The following is a 17222-nucleotide window of genomic DNA, read 5'->3' on the forward strand; positions in this document are numbered from 1 at the left end:
CGGTCTAGGAGCTGCGGTAGATCTTCAGGGCTTGGGTGATCATCGGGATCTGCAGGGGCAGCCGGGCCAGCGCGATCGCGCGCATCGGCCACGGCTTGTCCCACCAGAGCCGCACCATGTTCACGTTGCCCGGGAAGACCGCGAGATACAGCGCGATCGCCGCCAGGGCGCCGGCCTTGCGGGTTCGCGGTGCGGCCAGTGCGGCGGCGACGCCGAGTTCGGCAACGCCGGAGGCGTAGGTGTAGAACCGCGGCGTGCCGGGCAGCTCGACGGGCACGATGCCGTCGAAGGGCTTGGGCGCCACGAAGTGCAGGGTGCCGATGCCGGCGAGCATCGCCGCCATGCGGACAGCGCGTGTCGGGTTGGCGATCTGCTGCAGTTCGGCCGGTTGAGAGGTCATGATTACATTGTGCTGGTGCGGCAAGCCCATCCGATGATGGACCCTCGTGGCTAAAGGCCGGCTTCGGCGGCGACTCGCCGCCATCGAGCAGGATCTGACATCTCAGCCCGACGCGGCGCTGGTCGACGTGTTGCGCATCCCGGAGCCGTTCGTCAGCCCCACGCAGAAGATCCTGCGCCGCATCCTCTACGCGGCGGGCGCCCTCTTCGCGGCGGTCATCATCGTCTACCTCGACCGGCACGGCTACCGCGACATCGAGGCCACGCCGGAGACCAGCGACCCGCTGTCGTTACTGGACTGCGTCTACTACGCGACGGTGTCGCTGTCGACCACGGGTTACGGCGACATCACGCCGGTCACCGAATCCGCCCGCCTGATCAACGTCCTGGTTATCACCCCGCTGCGGGTGGCGTTCCTGATCGTCCTGATCGGCACCACGGTCGAGACCCTGACCAGTCAGTCGCGCGCGGCATTGAAGATCCAGCGATGGAGGAGCAGAGTGCGCAACCACACCGTCGTCATCGGCTATGGCACCAAAGGCCGTACCGCGGTCGCGGCCATGGTCGGGGACGACATCGCCCCTGCCGACATCGTCGTCGTCGACACGAACGGCACTGCGCTGGAGCGGGCCAAGGGCGCGGGCCTGGTAACCGTGCACGGCGACGCCACCAAGGCCGAGGTGCTGCGGTTGGCCAGTGTCCAGCACGCCAAGTCGATCATCGTGGCCGCCGACAACGACGCCAGCGCCGTGCTCGTCACGTTGACCGCCCGCGAGCTCGCACCCAACGCAAAGATCATTGCCGCGGCCCGCGAATCGGACAATCAGCACCTGCTGCGACAGTCGGGGGCCGACTCGACGGTGGTCTCCTCGGAGACCGCCGGACGCCTGCTGGGTATAGCCACCCAGACACCCAGCGTCGTCCAGATCATGGAAGACCTGCTGACGCCCGATGCCGGCTTCGCGATCGCCGAGCGCGAGGTCACCCCCAAAGAGGTCGGCGGGTCCCCGCGGCATCTGCACGACATCGTGCTCGGAGTGGTGCGCGACGGGTCGCTGCTGCGGGTCGATTCGCCGGACGTCGACACCGTCGAATCCGGTGATCGCCTGCTCTACATCCGCAACGCGGACTCCGAGCGATGAGGGACTTCTCGGCGCTACGCAACGTCCCTTTGCTGTCGCGGGTCGGCGCCGACCGTGCCGACGCGTTGCGCACCGACATCGATGCGGCATCGGCCGGCTGGGCCGACGCGCTGCTGCTGCGGGTGGACCGGCGCAACCAGGTGCTGATCGCCGGGGGACAGGTGGTGCTGGGACGGGCGAGCGCCCTGGGCGATGCGCCTCCCGACCACGCGGTGTTCCTCGGCCGGCTCGCCGACGGCAGGCACGTCTGGGGGGTGCGGGCCAACCTCGAGCCGCCGGAGGACGGGGCTGCGGCCGGCGACCAGGTGGAGGTGCTCGACCTGCGGCGCGCCGGTCAGATCTTCGATGACACCAGCGCACAGCTGGTCGCGACCGCGACCGCCCTGCTGAACTGGCACGACCACGCGCGGTTCAGCCCGGTGGACGGTGCACCCACCAAGCCCATCAAGGCCGGGTGGTCGAGGGTCAATCCGGTCACGGGTCACGAGGAGTTCCCGCGTATCGACCCGGCGGTGATCTGCCTGGTGCACGACGGCCACGACCGCGCCGTCCTCGCCCGCCAGACGGTGTGGCCGCAGCGGCTGTTCTCGATCCTCGCTGGATTCGTCGAGGCTGGGGAGTCCTTCGAATCGTGCGTAGTGCGCGAGATCGCCGAGGAAGTCGGGCTGACCGTCACCGACGTCCGCTACCTGGGCAGCCAGCCGTGGCCGTTCCCGCGGTCGCTGATGGTCGGATTCCATGCGATCGGCGATCCCGAACAGCCGTTCTCGTTCAACGACGGTGAGATCGCCGAAGCCGAGTGGTTCACCCGCGACGAGATCCGCGCGGCCCTGGCCGACGGGGACTGGAACAGCACGTCATCGTCACGTCTGTTGCTGCCCGGCTCGATCTCGATCGCCCGGGAGATCATCGAATCCTGGGTCTACGCCAACGACTGACCGCCCAAACGAACAAGCGGGCGGGAAAGTGCGAGAAGAACCCGCCATTACGTCGATCTGGGCATCCCGCATGGGCGCGGAGCTCAGCGGCCGAGCTTGGCCTTGACGTCTTTGATGCTCGGATTCGTCAGCGCCGAACCGTCCGGGAACTTCACCGTCGGCACCGTCTGATTACCGCCGTTGACCGACTCGACGAACTTCGCGGCCTGCGGATCTTCTTCGATGTTGACCTCGGACCAGCTGATGCCCTCGGCCTTCATGGCCTTCTTCAACCGCACGCAATAGCCGCACCAGGATGTGGTGTACATGGTCACTTCGCCAGTCGATCCGGCGCTGTCAGCACTCATAAGAATTCCAACGTATCCGACGGCCTCGACATGCCCCACACGGGACGGGCGGTTGTCGGTGACGCCTGCCAAGATGGACTGCATGCCGGTCGAGGTCCACACCTCGTCACGGGAACGGCTCCTGACCGATCTCGATGACGAGCAGAGCGAGGCCGTCTTGGCGCCCCGCGGGCCGGTGTGCGTGCTCGCCGGCGCCGGGACCGGCAAGACGCGCACGATCACCCGCCGCATCGCCCACCTTGTCGCCGCCGGCCACGTCGCACCCGGTCAGGTCCTGGCGGTGACGTTCACCTCCCGCGCCGCCGGCGAGATGCGCTCTCGCCTGCGCGCGCTGGATCAGCAGGCGGGCGGCGTCGGCACCGGCGCGGTCCAGGCGATGACGTTCCACGCCGCCGCCCGCAGGCAGCTGCGCTACTTCTGGCCGCGCGTGGTCGGTGACACCCACTGGGAACTGATGGACAGCAAGTTCACCGTCGTCGCGCAGGCCGCCAACCGAGCCGGTGTACCGACCGGCACCGACAACGTCCGCGATCTGGCCGGTGAGATCGAATGGGCCAAGGCGTCCCTGATCAGCCCCGAGGGCTACCCGGCCGCCGTCGCCGAGGTCGGCCGCGACGTCCCGTTCGACGCCGAAAAAGTGGCCGCCGTGTACGCGGGCTACGAGACGCTCAAAGCCCGCACCGACGGCACTACGCTGCTGGACTTCGACGATCTGCTGTTGCACACCGCCGCCGCGATCGAGAACGACGCCGCCGTCGCCACCGAGTTCCGGGACCGCTACCGCTGCTTCGTCGTCGACGAATACCAGGACGTCACCCCGCTGCAGCAGCGGGTGCTCGACGCCTGGCTCGGCCCCCGAGACGATCTCACCGTCGTCGGCGACGCGAACCAGACCATCTACTCCTTCACCGGCGCCACCCCGCGCTACCTGCTCGACTTCTCCCGCCGGTTCCCGGACGCCTCGGTCGTCCGGCTCGAACGCGACTACCGGTCCACCCCGCAGGTGGTCTCGCTGGCCAACCGCGTGATCTCCGCAGCGCGCGGCCGCATGGCCGGCAGCAGACTGCACCTGGTCGGACAGCGGCCGCCCGGTCCCAACCCGACGTTCGCCGAACACCCCGACGAGGTGGCCGAGGCCGCCGCCGTCGCGAAGGAGATCAAGCGGCTGCTCACCGCAGGCACACCGGCCGCGGAGATCGCGGTGCTCTACCGCATCAACGCCCAGTCCGAGGTGTACGAGGAGGCGCTGACCGAAGCGGGGATCGCCTTCCAGGTCCGCGGCGGCGAGGGGTTCTTCAGCCGCCAGGAGATCCGCCAGTCGCTGGTCGCCTTGCAGCGGGCCGCCGAACGCGACGTCGACGGCGCGCTGACCGAGGTGGTGCGCGCGGTGCTCGAACCGTTGGGCCTGACCGCCGAACCGCCCGCCGGTACCAGGGCCCGCGAACGCTGGGAGGCGTTGACAGCGCTGGCCGAACTCGTCGACGAGGAAGTCGCCGTGCGGCCCGAACTGGATCTGCATGGTCTGGTCACCGAGCTGCGCCAGCGGGCCGACTCCCGACATCCACCGGTGGTGCAGGGCGTGACGCTGGCGTCGCTGCACGCCGCCAAGGGTCTCGAATGGGACGCGGTGTTCCTCGTCGGGCTCGCCGACGGCACACTCCCGATCTCCCACGCGCTGTCCCACGGACCCGACAGCGAACCGGTCGAAGAGGAGCGACGGCTGCTCTACGTCGGAATCACCAGGGCGCGAACACATCTCATGCTGAGCTGGGCGCTGGCCCGGGCTCCGGGCGGTCGGCAGAGCCGGCGCCCGTCACGATTCCTCAACGGGGTGGCGCCCCAGTCGGCGACCGACACCGGTCCTAGCAAGCCGCGCCGCCAGCGTGGCGCGACCCCGCGCTGCCGGGTGTGCAACAGCGCGCTGACCACGCCGCCGTCGATCATGTTGCGCCGCTGCGAGACCTGCCCGTCCGATCTCGACGAGGCACTGCTGGCCGAACTGAAGGAGTGGCGCCTGCAGACCGCCAAGGAGCAGAAGGTCCCGGCGTATGTGGTGTTCACCGACAACACGCTGATCGCCATCGCCGAGAGCATGCCGACCGACGAAGCGGCGCTGGTGGCGATCCCGGGCATCGGCGCCCGCAAGCTCGAGCAGTACGGCGGCGATGTGCTCGCCATGGTCAGAGCCCGGTCGTGAGAACGGTCAAGGACCGTAAAAATCGCGCCAAAACCGCTGGTAGAAATTCACTTGTGCGTTTCGGCTGTTAGCGTTTAGCCTCAGAATCTCAGGTTGGGCCAAGCGTGCGGAAGGAGGGTGCCCGGACATGATCAGCTTCAATGCGTTCACCGGCGTAGGCCAGTTCGCGCCTGCCGGCATGCCGCGCACCCACCGTGCTGTCGCTCCGATCACCGTCGCAGCGGCGCATATCGCGGCCCCGGCTGCCGCTCCTGTGGAGCGTAAGCGCCGTGCCGCTACCGCCGCCGCGACAGGCGCGTCCGTGAAGCGGGGCACCACCTAGGTAAGCCCCCCAAGAGCCGAATGGCCACGGACCCGATGTCACCGGATCCGTGGCCATCTTTGTCGGAGCTCCCGACGACCTGGTCGCAGATCCTCGAAAAGTCAAGTGCAAGAGGACAACAACGACCAGGAAGCAGGATTGCACTGATGTCTCTCGCGAGCACCCTCGACGAGAAGTTGCTGCCGGAACTGCCGTGCCACGCCGGAAATCCCGATCTGTGGTTCGCCGAGAGCCCCGTCGATCTCGAACGCGCCAAGGCGCTGTGTGTGGACTGCCCCATCCGCCGCGAATGCCTCGACGCGGCTCTGCGGCGTCAGGAGCCGTGGGGGGTGTGGGGCGGCGAGATCCTCGATCGCGGCAGCGTCGTGGCCCGCAAACGCCCGAGGGGACGCCCGCGTAAGGAGCGCTCGGCAGTCGCGTAACTGCCGGGCGCTCCGGCGCCCAGGCCTAGGCCGCGTCCTCGGCGAAACCTGGAATCAGTTCGAGCGCAAGCGATCTGGTGGGGATGTGCGCATCCAGCTGACAGGAGATCGCGACGTTCGACGCGATGACGCGCATCGGGATCGCGAGTTTGGCGGGTACGTCCATCTGGCGCACCGTCTTGATCTGCTGCACCGAGCGGTCCATGTTCACGGCCGTCATCTTCTGCAGCCACTTGCGGGTGTAGTGGAACACCTCGGACTCGAGCGGTTCGACATACTGGCGCAGCATGTCGTCGAGATCCTCGGGTGACACCTGCTCGCCGCGCTGGATGAAGCCGATCTGCTCCATCGTGGGCAGCAGCCGGTCGTAGTCCTTGGCCAGCGCGTAGCGCACCGCCTGGCCCAGTTCGACGGGAATGCCGCCCGGCAACGGCGCCACCGCGCCGAAATCGATGACACCCATCTTGCCGTCGGGCATCAGCATGAAGTTCCCCGGATGGGCGTCTCCGTGCATCATCTCCAGCCGCCGCGGCGCGTCGTAGGTCAGCTCGAACAGCCGGGTGCCCATCAGATCGCGTTGTTCCTGGGTCCCGTTGCGGATGATGTGGGACATCGGGATGCCCTCGATCCACTCCGCGATGACCACCTTCGGCGCGCTCGCGACGACGGCGGGGATCCGGAAGTGCGGATGGTCGTGGTAGGCCTTGGCGAAGGCGCGCTGGTTCTCGGCCTCCAGCCGATAGTCGAGCTCCATCTCGGTGCGTTCGATCAGCTCGTCGACCACACCTTCGACGTCGGCGCCGGGGGAGAGCTGGCGCAGCACGCCGACCATCCGCTGCATCGTCTTCAGGTCGGCGCGCAGCGCTTCGTCGGCGCCGGGGTACTGGATCTTGACGGCGACTTCGCGGCCGTCGCGCCACAACGCCTTGTGTACCTGCCCGATACTCGCCGAGGCGATCGGGGTGTCGTCGAACGAGGTGAACCGGTCCCGCCACTTCGTGCCGAGCTGCGCGTCGAGCACGCGGTGCACCTTTGCGGCGGGCAGCGGCGGTGCGTCCTTCTGCAGTTTCGTCAGCGCTTCCCGGTACGGCTTGCCGTACTGCTCCGGAATCGCCGCCTCCATCACCGACAGCGCCTGCCCGACTTTCATGGCGCCGCCCTTGAGTTCGCCCAGCACGGTGAACAGCTGCTGGGCGGCCTTGTCCATGAGTTCGGCGTTGACCTCGTCCTTGGACTTGCCGGTCAGCCGTTTGCCGAAGCCGAGAGCCGCCCGGCCCGCCATGCCGACCGGCAGACTCGCCAGCTTCGCATTGCGGGCGGCGCGCCCACGTTTGATGTCAGCCACCAGACCATCATCCACCACGCCGGTGAAGGCGCAGCGCCGAACCGGTGACGATCACGTCCAGCACTCGCAGCGGGGATGGTGCGACCAACGGCGAATGGTCGTGGTGCGGGTGGCGACATCGAACTCGTAGGTGGTGTCCACCGCGGGCGCGGGTTCCCCGGCGACGCCGATCGCGCCCGATTCGCGGATCGCGCGCAGTAGTCGCTCCACCTGCTCCAGGGCCAGCGCCGCGGTGGCCAGCACCGTCGCCCGGTCGGCGTTCCCGACCGTCCCGCGCAACTGCGCCGCGACCGCCGGCCAGGCCGCGTCCCGGTCGCTGCGATGCAGATCCGCGCAGGCCAGGCAGCTGGTGCGGCCGGGCAGCACCAGCGGACCGACCAGGCCGCTGCCGTCACGTGTGCGCACCGCCAGGTGCGGAACCCGGGCTTTGTGCAGGTCGCGCAGCAGCCGCGGTTCGGCGATGAGGTAGTCGGCCAGGATCACCAGATCGGTCGCCTCCGGCGGCGCGGACGCCTTCGGGGCACGGGTGTGCCCGACCCGCGCCCCGGAGCAACGCAGCCCCGCGACCAGCAGATCGGACAGCGGTCCGCGACCGTGGATGCGCACCGACGGGGTGCGGTGCGCGCGGGGCCGTTCCGGGGTCACCACACCCGCCTCGATGAGATTCGCCAGCAGATCGGCCAGCGCCGGGGTGTCCGCCTGCGCGGTGAGATCGTCGACGGTGGTGCCGGACTGCATGCCGCGCAACAGATTCGCCAGCGTGGTTGCGGTCAGACCCGCGGGAGGTTCGACGAGCACCGCCCGCCGCGGATCCCATCCGACCTGGACGGCGCCGTCGGGCCGCAGCAGCACCGGCAGGGTGGGATTGAGCAGATAGCCCGGCATGCGACGACAATGCCACGCCGCGCACCGGCGGCCCGGACGTTATCCACAGGGTGGCGATCAGCCCTGTGGATCGTTCTTTCCGTCGGGATCGTCCTCACCCTTGCCGAGGTCGCGTTCCAAGCCGGCGATCGCCTCTTCGATGGCGCTGTCGATGCCGCTGGTGTCGCCGCCGACGACGCGATCGATGAACGCCGCAGGCTCGTCGAGATCCGCCGACGAGGGCAGCAGATCGGGGTGCTGCCACACCGCGTCACGGGCGTCGGCGCCGACGGCCTGGGTCAGCCGTTCCCACAGCGCCGCGGCCTCGCGCAGCTTGCGCGGCCGCAACTCCAGCCCGACGAGCGTGGCGAACGTCTGCTCGGCCGGACCGCCGGTGGCCCGCCTGCGGCGCTGCATCTCCGACAGGGCGCCGGTGCCGGGGATGCGTTCCCCGAGCGCAGCGGTGACGACGGTCTGCACCCAGCCCTCGATCAGGGCCAGCAGCGTCTCGAGCCGTTCGAGGGCCGCGACCTGCTCGGGGGTGGCCTTGGGTTCGAAGATGCCCTGGTTGAGCAGCTGCTCCATCTGCGCCGGGTCGGTCAGCGCGGCGGGGTTGATGCCCTGCGCCAGATCCTCGATGCCCGACATGTCGACCTTCATCCCGCGGGCGAAGGCCTCGACCGCCGACAGCAGCTGGCTCGACAGCCAGGGCACGTGGCTGAAGAGCCGATGGTGCGCGGCCTCGCGGGCCGCCAGGAACGTCAGGACCTCGCTGCGCGGCTGCTCCAATCCCTCCGACAGCGTCTCGACCGCCTCGGGCAGCAGTGCGGCCACACCCTTGGGGCCCAGCGGCAGACCGATGTCGGTGGAGGTCAGCACCTCCCGCGAGAGCTTGCCCAGCGCCTGCCCGAGCTGGGAGCCGAACGCCATCCCGCCCATCTGCGACATCATCGCCATCAGCGGGCCGGCCATCGCCCGGGCCTCCTCCGGCAGGGCCGAGGCCCACACCGTCGAGATCTGCTCGGCCACCGGGTCGCACAGCCGCTTCCACGTCCCGAGGGTGTTGTCGATCCAGTCCGACGGCGTCCACGCCACCGCGCGGGTGGTGCCCGCCGGCAGCGGGGTGACGCCGTCCAGCCACATCTCGGCGAGGTGCACGGCGTCGGTGATGGCCGATGCCGTCGCCTCCGGAATGGGCGCCACGAAGCCGATCGCGTTGGAAGCCAACTGCCGGGCCAGGTCGTAGTTGACCGGGCCGGCCTGGTTGCCGCCGCCCATAGTGCCTGCGCCGCTGAACATCTCACCGAGCTTGGTGAAGATCTGTCCGAGATCGGACATGTCGAAACCGGCCCCGCCGAATCCGAACGGGTCCGACGGCGAACCGCCGTCGGGGTCCTTCTTGCGTTTGTCGCGCTCCGGGTCGTCACCAGAAGAGAAGCCGAAGGGCAGGTCAGACATGCCTTCAACCGTACTCACCGGGGGCGCGGCGTGCGCCACGGCCGGTCACGCTGTCAGTGAACGCTGCGGGACTACCTCTACTGTGGGCGGCGTGAACAGGCGGATTTCGACGCTGCTGGTCGCGCTGGTGCCGGTGGTCGCGCTCTTCGTGCTGCTCTCGGCCGTGACGGTGCCGTTCGTCTCGCTGGGTCCGGGGCCGACGTTCAACACCCTCGGCGAGGTCGACGGCAAAGAGGTCGTCGACATCGAGGGCACCGAGGTCAAGCCGACGTCCGGGCACCTCAACATGACGACCGTGTCGCAGCGCGACGGGCTGACCCTCGCGCAGGCGATGGCGCTGTGGATGTCCGGCCGCGAACAGCTCGTACCGCGCGAACTGGTCTATCCGCCGGACAAGAGCAAGGACGAGATCGATGAGGCCAACACCACCGACTTCCGGCGCTCGGAGGACAACGCGCAGTACGCGGCGCTGTCGTATCTGAAGTACCCCGAGGCCGTGACCGTCGAATCGGTGACCGACCCCGGACCGTCGGCCGGCAAGCTCGAGGACGGCGACGCGATCGACGCTGTCAACGGCAAACCCGTCGCCAACGTCGAGGAGTTCCAGGCGATCCTCAAGACCACCAAACCCGGCGACGACATCGTCATCGATTACCGCCGCAAGGACGAGGCCAATCCGATCGGCACGGCGACGGTGACGTTGGGCACCAACCCCGACCGCGATTACGGGTTCCTCGGCATCGGGGTGGTGGATGCGCCGTGGGCGCCGTTCACCGTCGAGTTCAACCTCGCCAACGTCGGCGGCCCGTCGGCGGGGCTGATGTTCAGCCTGGCCCTGATCGACAAACTCACCACCGGCGACCTCAACGACGGCCGCTTCGTGGCAGGCACCGGCACCATCGACGGGGAGGGCGAGGTGGGTTCGATCGGCGGCATCACCCACAAGATGCTGGCCGCGCGCGAAGCCGGTGCGACGGTGTTCCTGGTGCCCGCCGACAACTGTCCCGAGGCCAAGACGGACCCGCAGGACGGGCTGGACATGATCAAGGTCGGCACGCTGACGGAGGCCGTCGACGCGCTGAACACGATTTCCGCTGGTGGCGAACCACCGCGCTGCTGATCAACGGACAAACACCCGATGCGTAGAGTTGGTCCACATCAGATGTGGCGTCCCTGTGACGTCCCCTTTCCCGTGAGCGAGACTGGAGACACCAAGTGGGTATGCGGCCCGGGCCCGCGGCAAGGATGCCGAAGCTGACGCGACGAAGCCGGATTCTGATCGGGGTGGCCCTCGCCCTGGTGGTGCTCCTGCTGATCGGGCCACGGCTGATCGACACCTATGTGAACTGGCTGTGGTTCGGCGAACTCGGCTACCGCTCGGTGTTCACCACCGTCCTGTTCACCCGTGTCGTGGTGTTCCTCGTCGTCGCCGCGGTGATCGGCGGCATCGTCTTCGCGGGTCTGACCCTGGCCTACCGCACGCGGCCGGTGTTCGTGCCCACGGCCGGACCCAATGACCCGGTCGCGCGCTACCGCACCCAGGTGATGGCGCGGCTGCGGCTGTTCGGCATCGGCATCCCGGTCTTCATCGGCGTGCTGGCCGGCATCGTCGCGCAGACCTACTGGGTGCGCATCCAGCTGTTCCTGCACGGCGGCGACTTCGGCGTCACCGACCCGCAGTTCAATCTCGACCTCGGCTTCTACGCCTTCGAACTGCCCTTCTACCGCCTGGTGCTGAGCTTCCTGTTCGTCGCGACGTTCCTGGCATTCGTGGCGAATCTGGTGGGCCACTACCTGTTCGGCGGTATCCGGCTGTCCGGGCGCACCGGTGCGCTGAGCCGCGCGGCGCGCATCCAGCTGGTCACCCTGGTCGGCGTGCTGATCCTGCTCAAGGCCGCCGCCTACTGGCTGGACCGCTATGAACTGCTCAGCCACACCCGCGGCGGCAAACCGTTCACCGGCGCCGGCTACACCGACATCAACGCGGTACTGCCCGCGAAGCTGATCCTGCTGGCGATCGCCCTGATCTGTGCGGTGGCGGTGTTCTCGGCGATCGTGCTGCGTGATCTGCGGATCCCCGCGATCGGTGTCGTCCTGCTGCTGCTGTCCTCGCTCGTGGTGGGCGCGGGCTGGCCACTGGTCGTCGAGCAGTTCAGCGTCAAGCCAAACGCCGCGCAAAAGGAAAGCGAATACATCGCGCGCAGTATCACCGCGACCCGGCAGGCCTACGGTCTGACCGACCAGACGGTGACCTATCGCGACTATCCGGGCAACGCGCCCGCGACCGCCCAGCAGGTCGCCGCCGACCGGTCGACCACGTCGAACATCCGCGTCCTCGACCCGAACATCGTCAGTCCCGCGTTCACGCAGTTCCAGCAGGGCAAGAACTTCTACTTCTTCCCCGACCAGCTGGCCATGGACCGCTACCGCGACGACAACGGCAACCTGCGCGACTACGTCGTCGCCGCACGCGAACTCAACCCCGACCGGCTGATCGACAACCAGCGCGATTGGATCAACCGGCACACCGTGTTCACCCACGGCAACGGGTTCATCGCCTCGCCGGCGAACACGGTCCGCGGCGTCGCCAACGACCCGAACCAGAACGGTGGCTACCCCGAGTTCCTGGCCAGCGTCGTCGGCGCCGAAGGCGTCGTATCCCCGGGCCCGGCTCCGCTCGACCAGCCGCGCATCTACTACGGCCCCGTCATCGCCAACACCGCTGCGGACTACGCGATCGTGGGTGAGAACGGCGCGCCCCGTGAGTACGACTTCGAGACCAACACCGAAACCAGGAACTACACCTACACCGGTTCCGGTGGCGTGCGGGTCGGGAACTGGTTGGCGCGCAGCGTGTTCGCCGCCAAGTTCGCCGAGCGCAACTTCCTGTTCTCCAACGTCATCGGCGAGAACAGCAAGATCCTGTTCAACCGCGACCCCGCCGACCGCGTCGAGGCCGTCGCGCCGTGGCTGACCACCGACACCACGGTCTACCCGGCGATCGTCAACAAGCGCGTCGTGTGGATCGTCGACGGCTACACCACGTTGGACAACTATCCGTATTCGGAGCTGACGTCGCTGTCGTCGGCGACCGCGGATTCCAACGAGGTCGCCATGAACCGCCTGCAGCTCAACAAGCAGGTGTCCTACATCCGTAACTCCGTCAAGGCCACCGTCGACGCCTACGACGGCACCGTGACCCTGTACGCCCAGGACGAGAACGACCCGGTGCTGCAGGCGTGGATGAAGGTGTTCCCGGACACCGTCAAGCCCAAGGGCGACATCAGCGACGAACTGCAGCAGCATCTGCGCTACCCCGAGGACCTGTTCAAGGTGCAGCGCGCACTGCTGGCCAAGTACCACGTCGACGATCCGGTGACCTTCTTCTCGACGTCGGACTTCTGGGACGTCCCGCTCGACCCGAACCCGACGGCGAGCAGCTTCCAGCCGCCGTATTACATCGTCGCCAAAGACCTTGCGATGGAGGACAGTTCGGCGTCGTTCCAGCTGACCAGCGCGATGAACAGGTTCCGGCGTGACTTCCTGGCCGCGTACATGAGTGCCAGCTCCGACCCGGATACCTACGGTCAGATCACCGTGCTGACCATTCCCGGCCAGGTCAACGGTCCGAAGCTGGCGTTCAACGCCATCAGCACCGACACCACGGTGTCCCAGGACCTCGGTGTCATCGGCCGCGACAACCAGAACCGGATCCGGTGGGGCAACCTGCTGACGCTGCCGGTCGGGCCGGGCGGTCTGCTGTATGTGGCACCGGTGTACGCCTCGCCGGGCTCCAGTGACGCCGCGTCGACGTACCCCCGGTTGATCCGCGTGGCGATGTTCTACAACGACCAGGTGGGATACGGGCCGACGGTGCGCGACGCGCTGATCGAGCTCTTCGGTCCGGGTGCCGACGCGACGGCCACCGGCCCAGCGCCCACCAGTGCCGACGGTCAGGCGCCGAGGGCCACCCCGCCCGTGGCCGGACAGGCGCCGTCGGGTCAGCCGCCCGCAAACCAGGCCGGCAGCGTTCCCGCGGCGCCGGCTCCGGAGGCGGCCGTCCCCGGTCCGACCGGACCCCAGCAGCTGTCGGCGGCGAAAGTCGCGGCACTGCAGGAGGTTCAGGAGGCCATGAGCGGTCTGCAGAGCGCGCAGCGCGACGGCAACTTCGCCCAGTACGGGGAGGCGTTGCAGCGGCTCGACGACGCGATGGCGGCTTACAGCGAAGCGCGCTGACCCTTGCGGGTGCTGCCCTTAAGCTCGGTGGGTGCATTTCCGCGTACTCGGGTCGCTGCAGGTGGTCGACGGTGACCGCCCGGTCGACATCGGCCCGCCCAAGCAGCGTGCGGTGCTCGCCGTGCTGCTGCTGGCGTCCGGACGGGTGGTCTCGGTCGATCGGCTGATCGACGCGGTATGGGGCGACGACGCGCCCGGTAGTGCGACGGCCGGTCTGCAGGCCTACATCTCGAACCTGCGCCGGGCGTTGCGCGACGGGACGCATGGGCAGGTGGCCTCGCCGATCGTGCGTCAGCCACCCGGTTACTTCCTCGGATTGGACGCGGGCCGGCTCGACCTTGCGGAGTTCGCCGCCGGTGCCGGCAGGGCTGCCGAGGCGCTGGCAGCAGGGGACTGGCAGAGCGCGCTCGACACGGCGGATGCCGCGCTCGGGTTGTGGCGCGGGCCGTTCCTCGCCGATTTCCGGGACGAGCCCTGGGCCGCCGAGGAGGCGGCACGCGCCGAGCAGCAGCGCATCGAATGCCTCGACGTCCGGGTCGCTGCGTTACTGGCGCTGGGCCGGGTTCCGCAGGCGCTCACCGCAGCCGCCGACCTGCACAGCGCCGATCCACTCGCCGACCGCGGCTGCTGGCTGCAGATGCTCACCCTATACCGGGCCGGCCGCGCCTCCGACGCGCTGGAGACCTACACCCGATACGCAACGCTTCTCGACACCGAACTGGGTCTCGAACCCGGCAGCGAACTGCGCGATTTGCAGACCGCGATCCTGCGGCAGGCCCCCGAACTGGCCGCCTGGCCGCGCCCGCCGGAATGGACCGGGGCGCAGGAGGTCAGCACCCCCGCGCCGCCCGACATCGGTCCCGGGGCGGCCGAGGTGCAGCCCCGGCGCGCAGGGTTGATCGGACGCGACCGCGAGATCTCCGCGGTGACCCAGGTATTCGCCGATGTGGCGGTGGGATCGACGCGGTGGCTGGTGCTCTCGGGCCCGCCGGGTATCGGTAAGACCCGGCTGGCCGAGGAGTTCGCCGAGCGGGTGGGCGAAAGTGGCGGGCGGATCGTCTGGGTGAGTTGTCCCGACGAACGTGCCACCCCGCCGTGGTGGCCGATGCGCCAACTGGTTCGCGCCCTGGGCGCCGATCCCGACGACCTGCTCCAAGTTCCGGCCAACGTCGATCCCGATACCGCGAGATTCCATGTCTACGAACGTGTTCAGGCCCTCATCGAATCCGTTCCCGGACCGTTGGCCATCGTCGTCGACGACGTCCAGTGGGCCGACTCCACCTCGGCGGCCTGTCTGGCCTACATCGCCGGATCGCTGCGCGACCGCCCCGTGGCCATCGTCCTGACCCTGCGCGACGGCGAGCACAGCTCCGAGGTGGCGCGGCTGGTGGCCACGGTGGACCGCCGGGACCGCAACCGGCACATCGCCGTTCCGGCGTTGTCTCCGGAAGACGTTGCCGCCCTGGCCAATCAGATCGCCGATGATCCACAGCACATCGTCACGGACGCCGAAGCCGCGCTGCTCGCCGTTCGGACGGGCGGCAACCCGTTCTTCGTGTCCGAATACGCCCGGCTGCCGCGGACGCAGCGGATGGGCAACGAGATCCCGGTGGCGGTGAAGTCGGTCCTCGACCGCCGACTCGACGGGCTCGGCGAGGCGGCGGTGCAGATGCTGCGCGCCGCAGCGATCATCGGTGACACCGTCGACTCCGATGCGATCCCGGTACTGGCGGGCGCCACCGGGATGGACGTCGACACCCTCGCCGATCACCTCGACGACGCCGCCGACGAACGCATCCTCATCGCCGCACACACCGGGGACGGATACACCTTCGCCCACGGCCTCCTGCGCGACCACCTGATCGCGGGCATCCCCACCATCCGTCGGCAGCGACTGCACGCCCGCATCGCCGAGGTGCTCGCCGACAGCACGGCAGACGATGCCCTGACTCGTCGCGCCCAGCATCTGCTGGCCGCGCAACCGTTGATCCAAACCGCCGAGGTCGTCGACGCCTGCCGACTGGCCGCGCAGGATGCCACCGCGCGGTGGAGTTCGGACATTGCGGCCCGCTGGTGGCAGGCGGCCCTGGACGCCTATGACCGGTTGCCGCCGGCCCAGCGTGTCGACAGCGAACGTGACGCCCTGACCGTCTCCCTACTGGAGGCGCACTCGCGGGCCGGCCGCGGCCGGTTGGTGCTGGTCACGGTGGAGAAACAGCTGGGCGAGGCCGTGGACACCGGCCGGACGGCGACGGCGGGGCGGGTGGCCAGCGCCCTGTTGCGGGCCAGTGGCGGCTGGCCGTGGCTGGCCCCCGGGCACGATCCCGGCATGTTGCTCTCGCTGCTCGACCGGGCGGTGGCGCTGGCCGACGCAGACCCGGCCGCGGGTGCGCGGGTGCGGGCGGCGCTGGCCGTTGGGAACTGCTACCACCCGGACGGCGGCGTGGCGGCGGGGCTGCTCGACCGCGCAGGCGAACTGGCTGACGAGACCGGTGATCCGGACGTCATCGCCGACGTGCTGATGGGCCGGCTGATCACCTACTCCGGCGTCGCCACCCGCAGCGCCGAGACCCTTGACTGGGTGGCGCAGATGAAGTCGTTGCGCCACAGCAGGTTCCGTGAGGACAGCGTGATCGCTCACTCGGTGGCGACGATGGCGACGATGAACCTGGCCGACGTCGAAGGCACCCAGTCGCACCTGCGGGCGGGGATCGCCGGCAGCGAGGAGTTGCAGCTACCGGTGCTGCGAGCCCAGCTGCGCTGGATGGAGGCGGTGCTGGCGGTGTGGCGGGGTGACTTCGCCGAGGCTGAAAGACATCACGCGATCGCCGCGCACGTACACGAGCAGACCGAGCTGTACGAGGCGGGCAGCGGCCTGGTGGCGGCGGTGACCCTGATGCGGGAGAAGGGCGATGCGGTGCCGCCGGGCTGGCCGGGATTGCGCGCGGACGTCGAGAGCGGCGGGCAGGGCATGGTCGGTCTGGTGCACACCGCACTGCTGACCATCCAGAGCGGAGCGCAGGCGCAGGAACAGGCCCGGTTCCGGCTGCGTGAATGGCATGCGGTCCCCGACCGGCCCCACGTGTGGACGACGCTGGGTCACGCGGCGCTGCTGGCCCACCTGGCAGCCGATCATCGGCTGCCCGAATTCGCCGCCGGACTTCTCGATGTGCTGAGACCGTTCGAGGACCGCATCGCGGTGATCGGCCAGGTGGGTGCCGTCGGCCCCGTAGCGCTGGCGTCGGCGCGGCTGCACGCTCTCCTCGGTGCCGGGGACGCCGCACTGGCGGCCGTGCGCCGCGCCGAGGACATCGCCGAACGCACCGAGGCGGCGCCCACGCTGCTGCGCTGCCGGTTGGTGCGCTGCGAGTTGGGCCCGCCGGGGCCGCAGCGCGCGGAGCAGGCCCGGGCGATCGCCGCAGACGCGGAGAAGCTCGGTATGCACGCCGTCGCCAGGGCCGCGCTGACACTGCAGTGACGTCCGCTTGGAGAGCGCTTGGCGCCGCCGCCAAGCCGACGCCAAGCGCATTGATCTTCACTGGGCACCGACTT

The 17222-nt window shown here is 69.1% G+C and carries 13 protein-coding genes; 8 read left to right on the plus strand and 5 right to left on the minus strand.

The features are described from left to right. Nucleotides 1-4: 4 nt before the first annotated feature. Nucleotides 5-400: a hypothetical protein gene (locus A5757_RS04580; RefSeq protein WP_066829076.1), complete on the minus strand. Its 396-nt coding sequence runs from the start codon at nucleotides 398-400 to the stop codon at nucleotides 5-7. Nucleotides 401-446: 46 nt separating this feature from the next. On the opposite strand from A5757_RS04580, the gene A5757_RS04585 reads away from it, so the two are divergent. Then, nucleotides 447-1541, plus strand: coding sequence for a TrkA family potassium uptake protein (locus A5757_RS04585; protein WP_066829078.1), 1095 nt, complete (start codon nucleotides 447-449; stop codon nucleotides 1539-1541). Continuing rightward, nucleotides 1538-2479 (plus strand): NAD(+) diphosphatase, encoded by a 942-nt coding sequence (gene nudC / locus A5757_RS04590; RefSeq protein WP_066829080.1) that lies wholly within the window; start codon nucleotides 1538-1540, stop codon nucleotides 2477-2479. The genes A5757_RS04585 and nudC overlap by 4 nt, the downstream gene beginning before the upstream one ends. Before the next feature lie 83 nt (nucleotides 2480-2562). On the opposite strand, the gene A5757_RS04595 is transcribed toward nudC, so the two are convergent. Next, on the minus strand, nucleotides 2563-2826 hold the full coding sequence (locus tag A5757_RS04595; RefSeq protein WP_066829082.1) for a mycoredoxin: 264 nt from the start codon (nucleotides 2824-2826) through the stop codon (nucleotides 2563-2565). An 82-nt stretch (nucleotides 2827-2908) separates the two neighbouring features. Here A5757_RS04595 and A5757_RS04600 point away from each other — a divergent pair, with 82 nt between their 5' ends. The 3 genes from A5757_RS04600 (at nucleotide 2909) to A5757_RS04605 (ending at nucleotide 5767) form a co-directional block, all read left to right on the plus strand. Next, nucleotides 2909-5023 carry an ATP-dependent DNA helicase UvrD2 gene (locus A5757_RS04600; RefSeq protein ID WP_231983885.1) on the plus strand — a complete coding sequence of 705 codons (2115 nt, stop codon included), beginning with the start codon at nucleotides 2909-2911 and terminating at the stop codon, nucleotides 5021-5023. A gap of 127 nt (nucleotides 5024-5150) precedes the next feature. Next, a complete protein-coding gene (locus A5757_RS23095; protein ID WP_156618165.1) occupies nucleotides 5151-5345 on the plus strand; it encodes a hypothetical protein in 195 nt (64 codons plus the stop codon). Between the two features lie 146 nt (nucleotides 5346-5491). Continuing rightward, complete coding sequence (locus tag A5757_RS04605) at nucleotides 5492-5767, plus strand: WhiB family transcriptional regulator (protein ID WP_066829084.1); 276 nt, start codon at nucleotides 5492-5494, stop codon at nucleotides 5765-5767. A 25-nt stretch (nucleotides 5768-5792) separates the two neighbouring features. Here A5757_RS04605 and A5757_RS04610 read toward each other — a convergent pair whose 3' ends face one another. The 3 genes from A5757_RS04610 to A5757_RS04620 are packed head-to-tail and all read right to left on the minus strand — an operon-like array spanning nucleotide 5793 to nucleotide 9452. Next, nucleotides 5793-7127 (minus strand): AarF/ABC1/UbiB kinase family protein, encoded by a 1335-nt coding sequence (locus A5757_RS04610; RefSeq protein WP_066829143.1) that lies wholly within the window; start codon nucleotides 7125-7127, stop codon nucleotides 5793-5795. 36 nt (nucleotides 7128-7163) lie between these two features. Next, complete coding sequence (locus A5757_RS04615; protein WP_066829086.1) at nucleotides 7164-7997, minus strand: cyclodehydratase; 834 nt, start codon at nucleotides 7995-7997, stop codon at nucleotides 7164-7166. 57 nt (nucleotides 7998-8054) lie between these two features. Then, nucleotides 8055-9452 (minus strand): zinc-dependent metalloprotease, encoded by a 1398-nt coding sequence (locus tag A5757_RS04620; protein ID WP_197497249.1) that lies wholly within the window; start codon nucleotides 9450-9452, stop codon nucleotides 8055-8057. Nucleotides 9453-9525: 73 nt separating this feature from the next. Here A5757_RS04620 and A5757_RS04625 point away from each other — a divergent pair, with 73 nt between their 5' ends. The 3 genes from A5757_RS04625 (at nucleotide 9526) to A5757_RS04635 (ending at nucleotide 17148) form a co-directional block, all read left to right on the plus strand. Beyond that, nucleotides 9526-10554, plus strand: a complete 1029-nt coding sequence (locus tag A5757_RS04625) for a PDZ domain-containing protein (protein WP_066829146.1) — start codon at nucleotides 9526-9528, stop codon at nucleotides 10552-10554. A gap of 95 nt (nucleotides 10555-10649) precedes the next feature. Further along, nucleotides 10650-13670 carry a UPF0182 family protein gene (locus tag A5757_RS04630; protein WP_066829089.1) on the plus strand — a complete coding sequence of 1007 codons (3021 nt, stop codon included), beginning with the start codon at nucleotides 10650-10652 and terminating at the stop codon, nucleotides 13668-13670. A gap of 31 nt (nucleotides 13671-13701) precedes the next feature. After that, the gene (locus tag A5757_RS04635; protein WP_066829091.1) at nucleotides 13702-17148 is read left to right on the plus strand and encodes a BTAD domain-containing putative transcriptional regulator; all 3447 of its coding nucleotides are present in this window, start codon (nucleotides 13702-13704) and stop codon (nucleotides 17146-17148) included. Nucleotides 17149-17222: the final 74 nt, after the last annotated feature.

This window comes from Mycobacterium sp. 852013-51886_SCH5428379 (assembly GCF_001665575.1).
Classification (GTDB): domain Bacteria; phylum Actinomycetota; class Actinomycetes; order Mycobacteriales; family Mycobacteriaceae; genus Mycobacterium.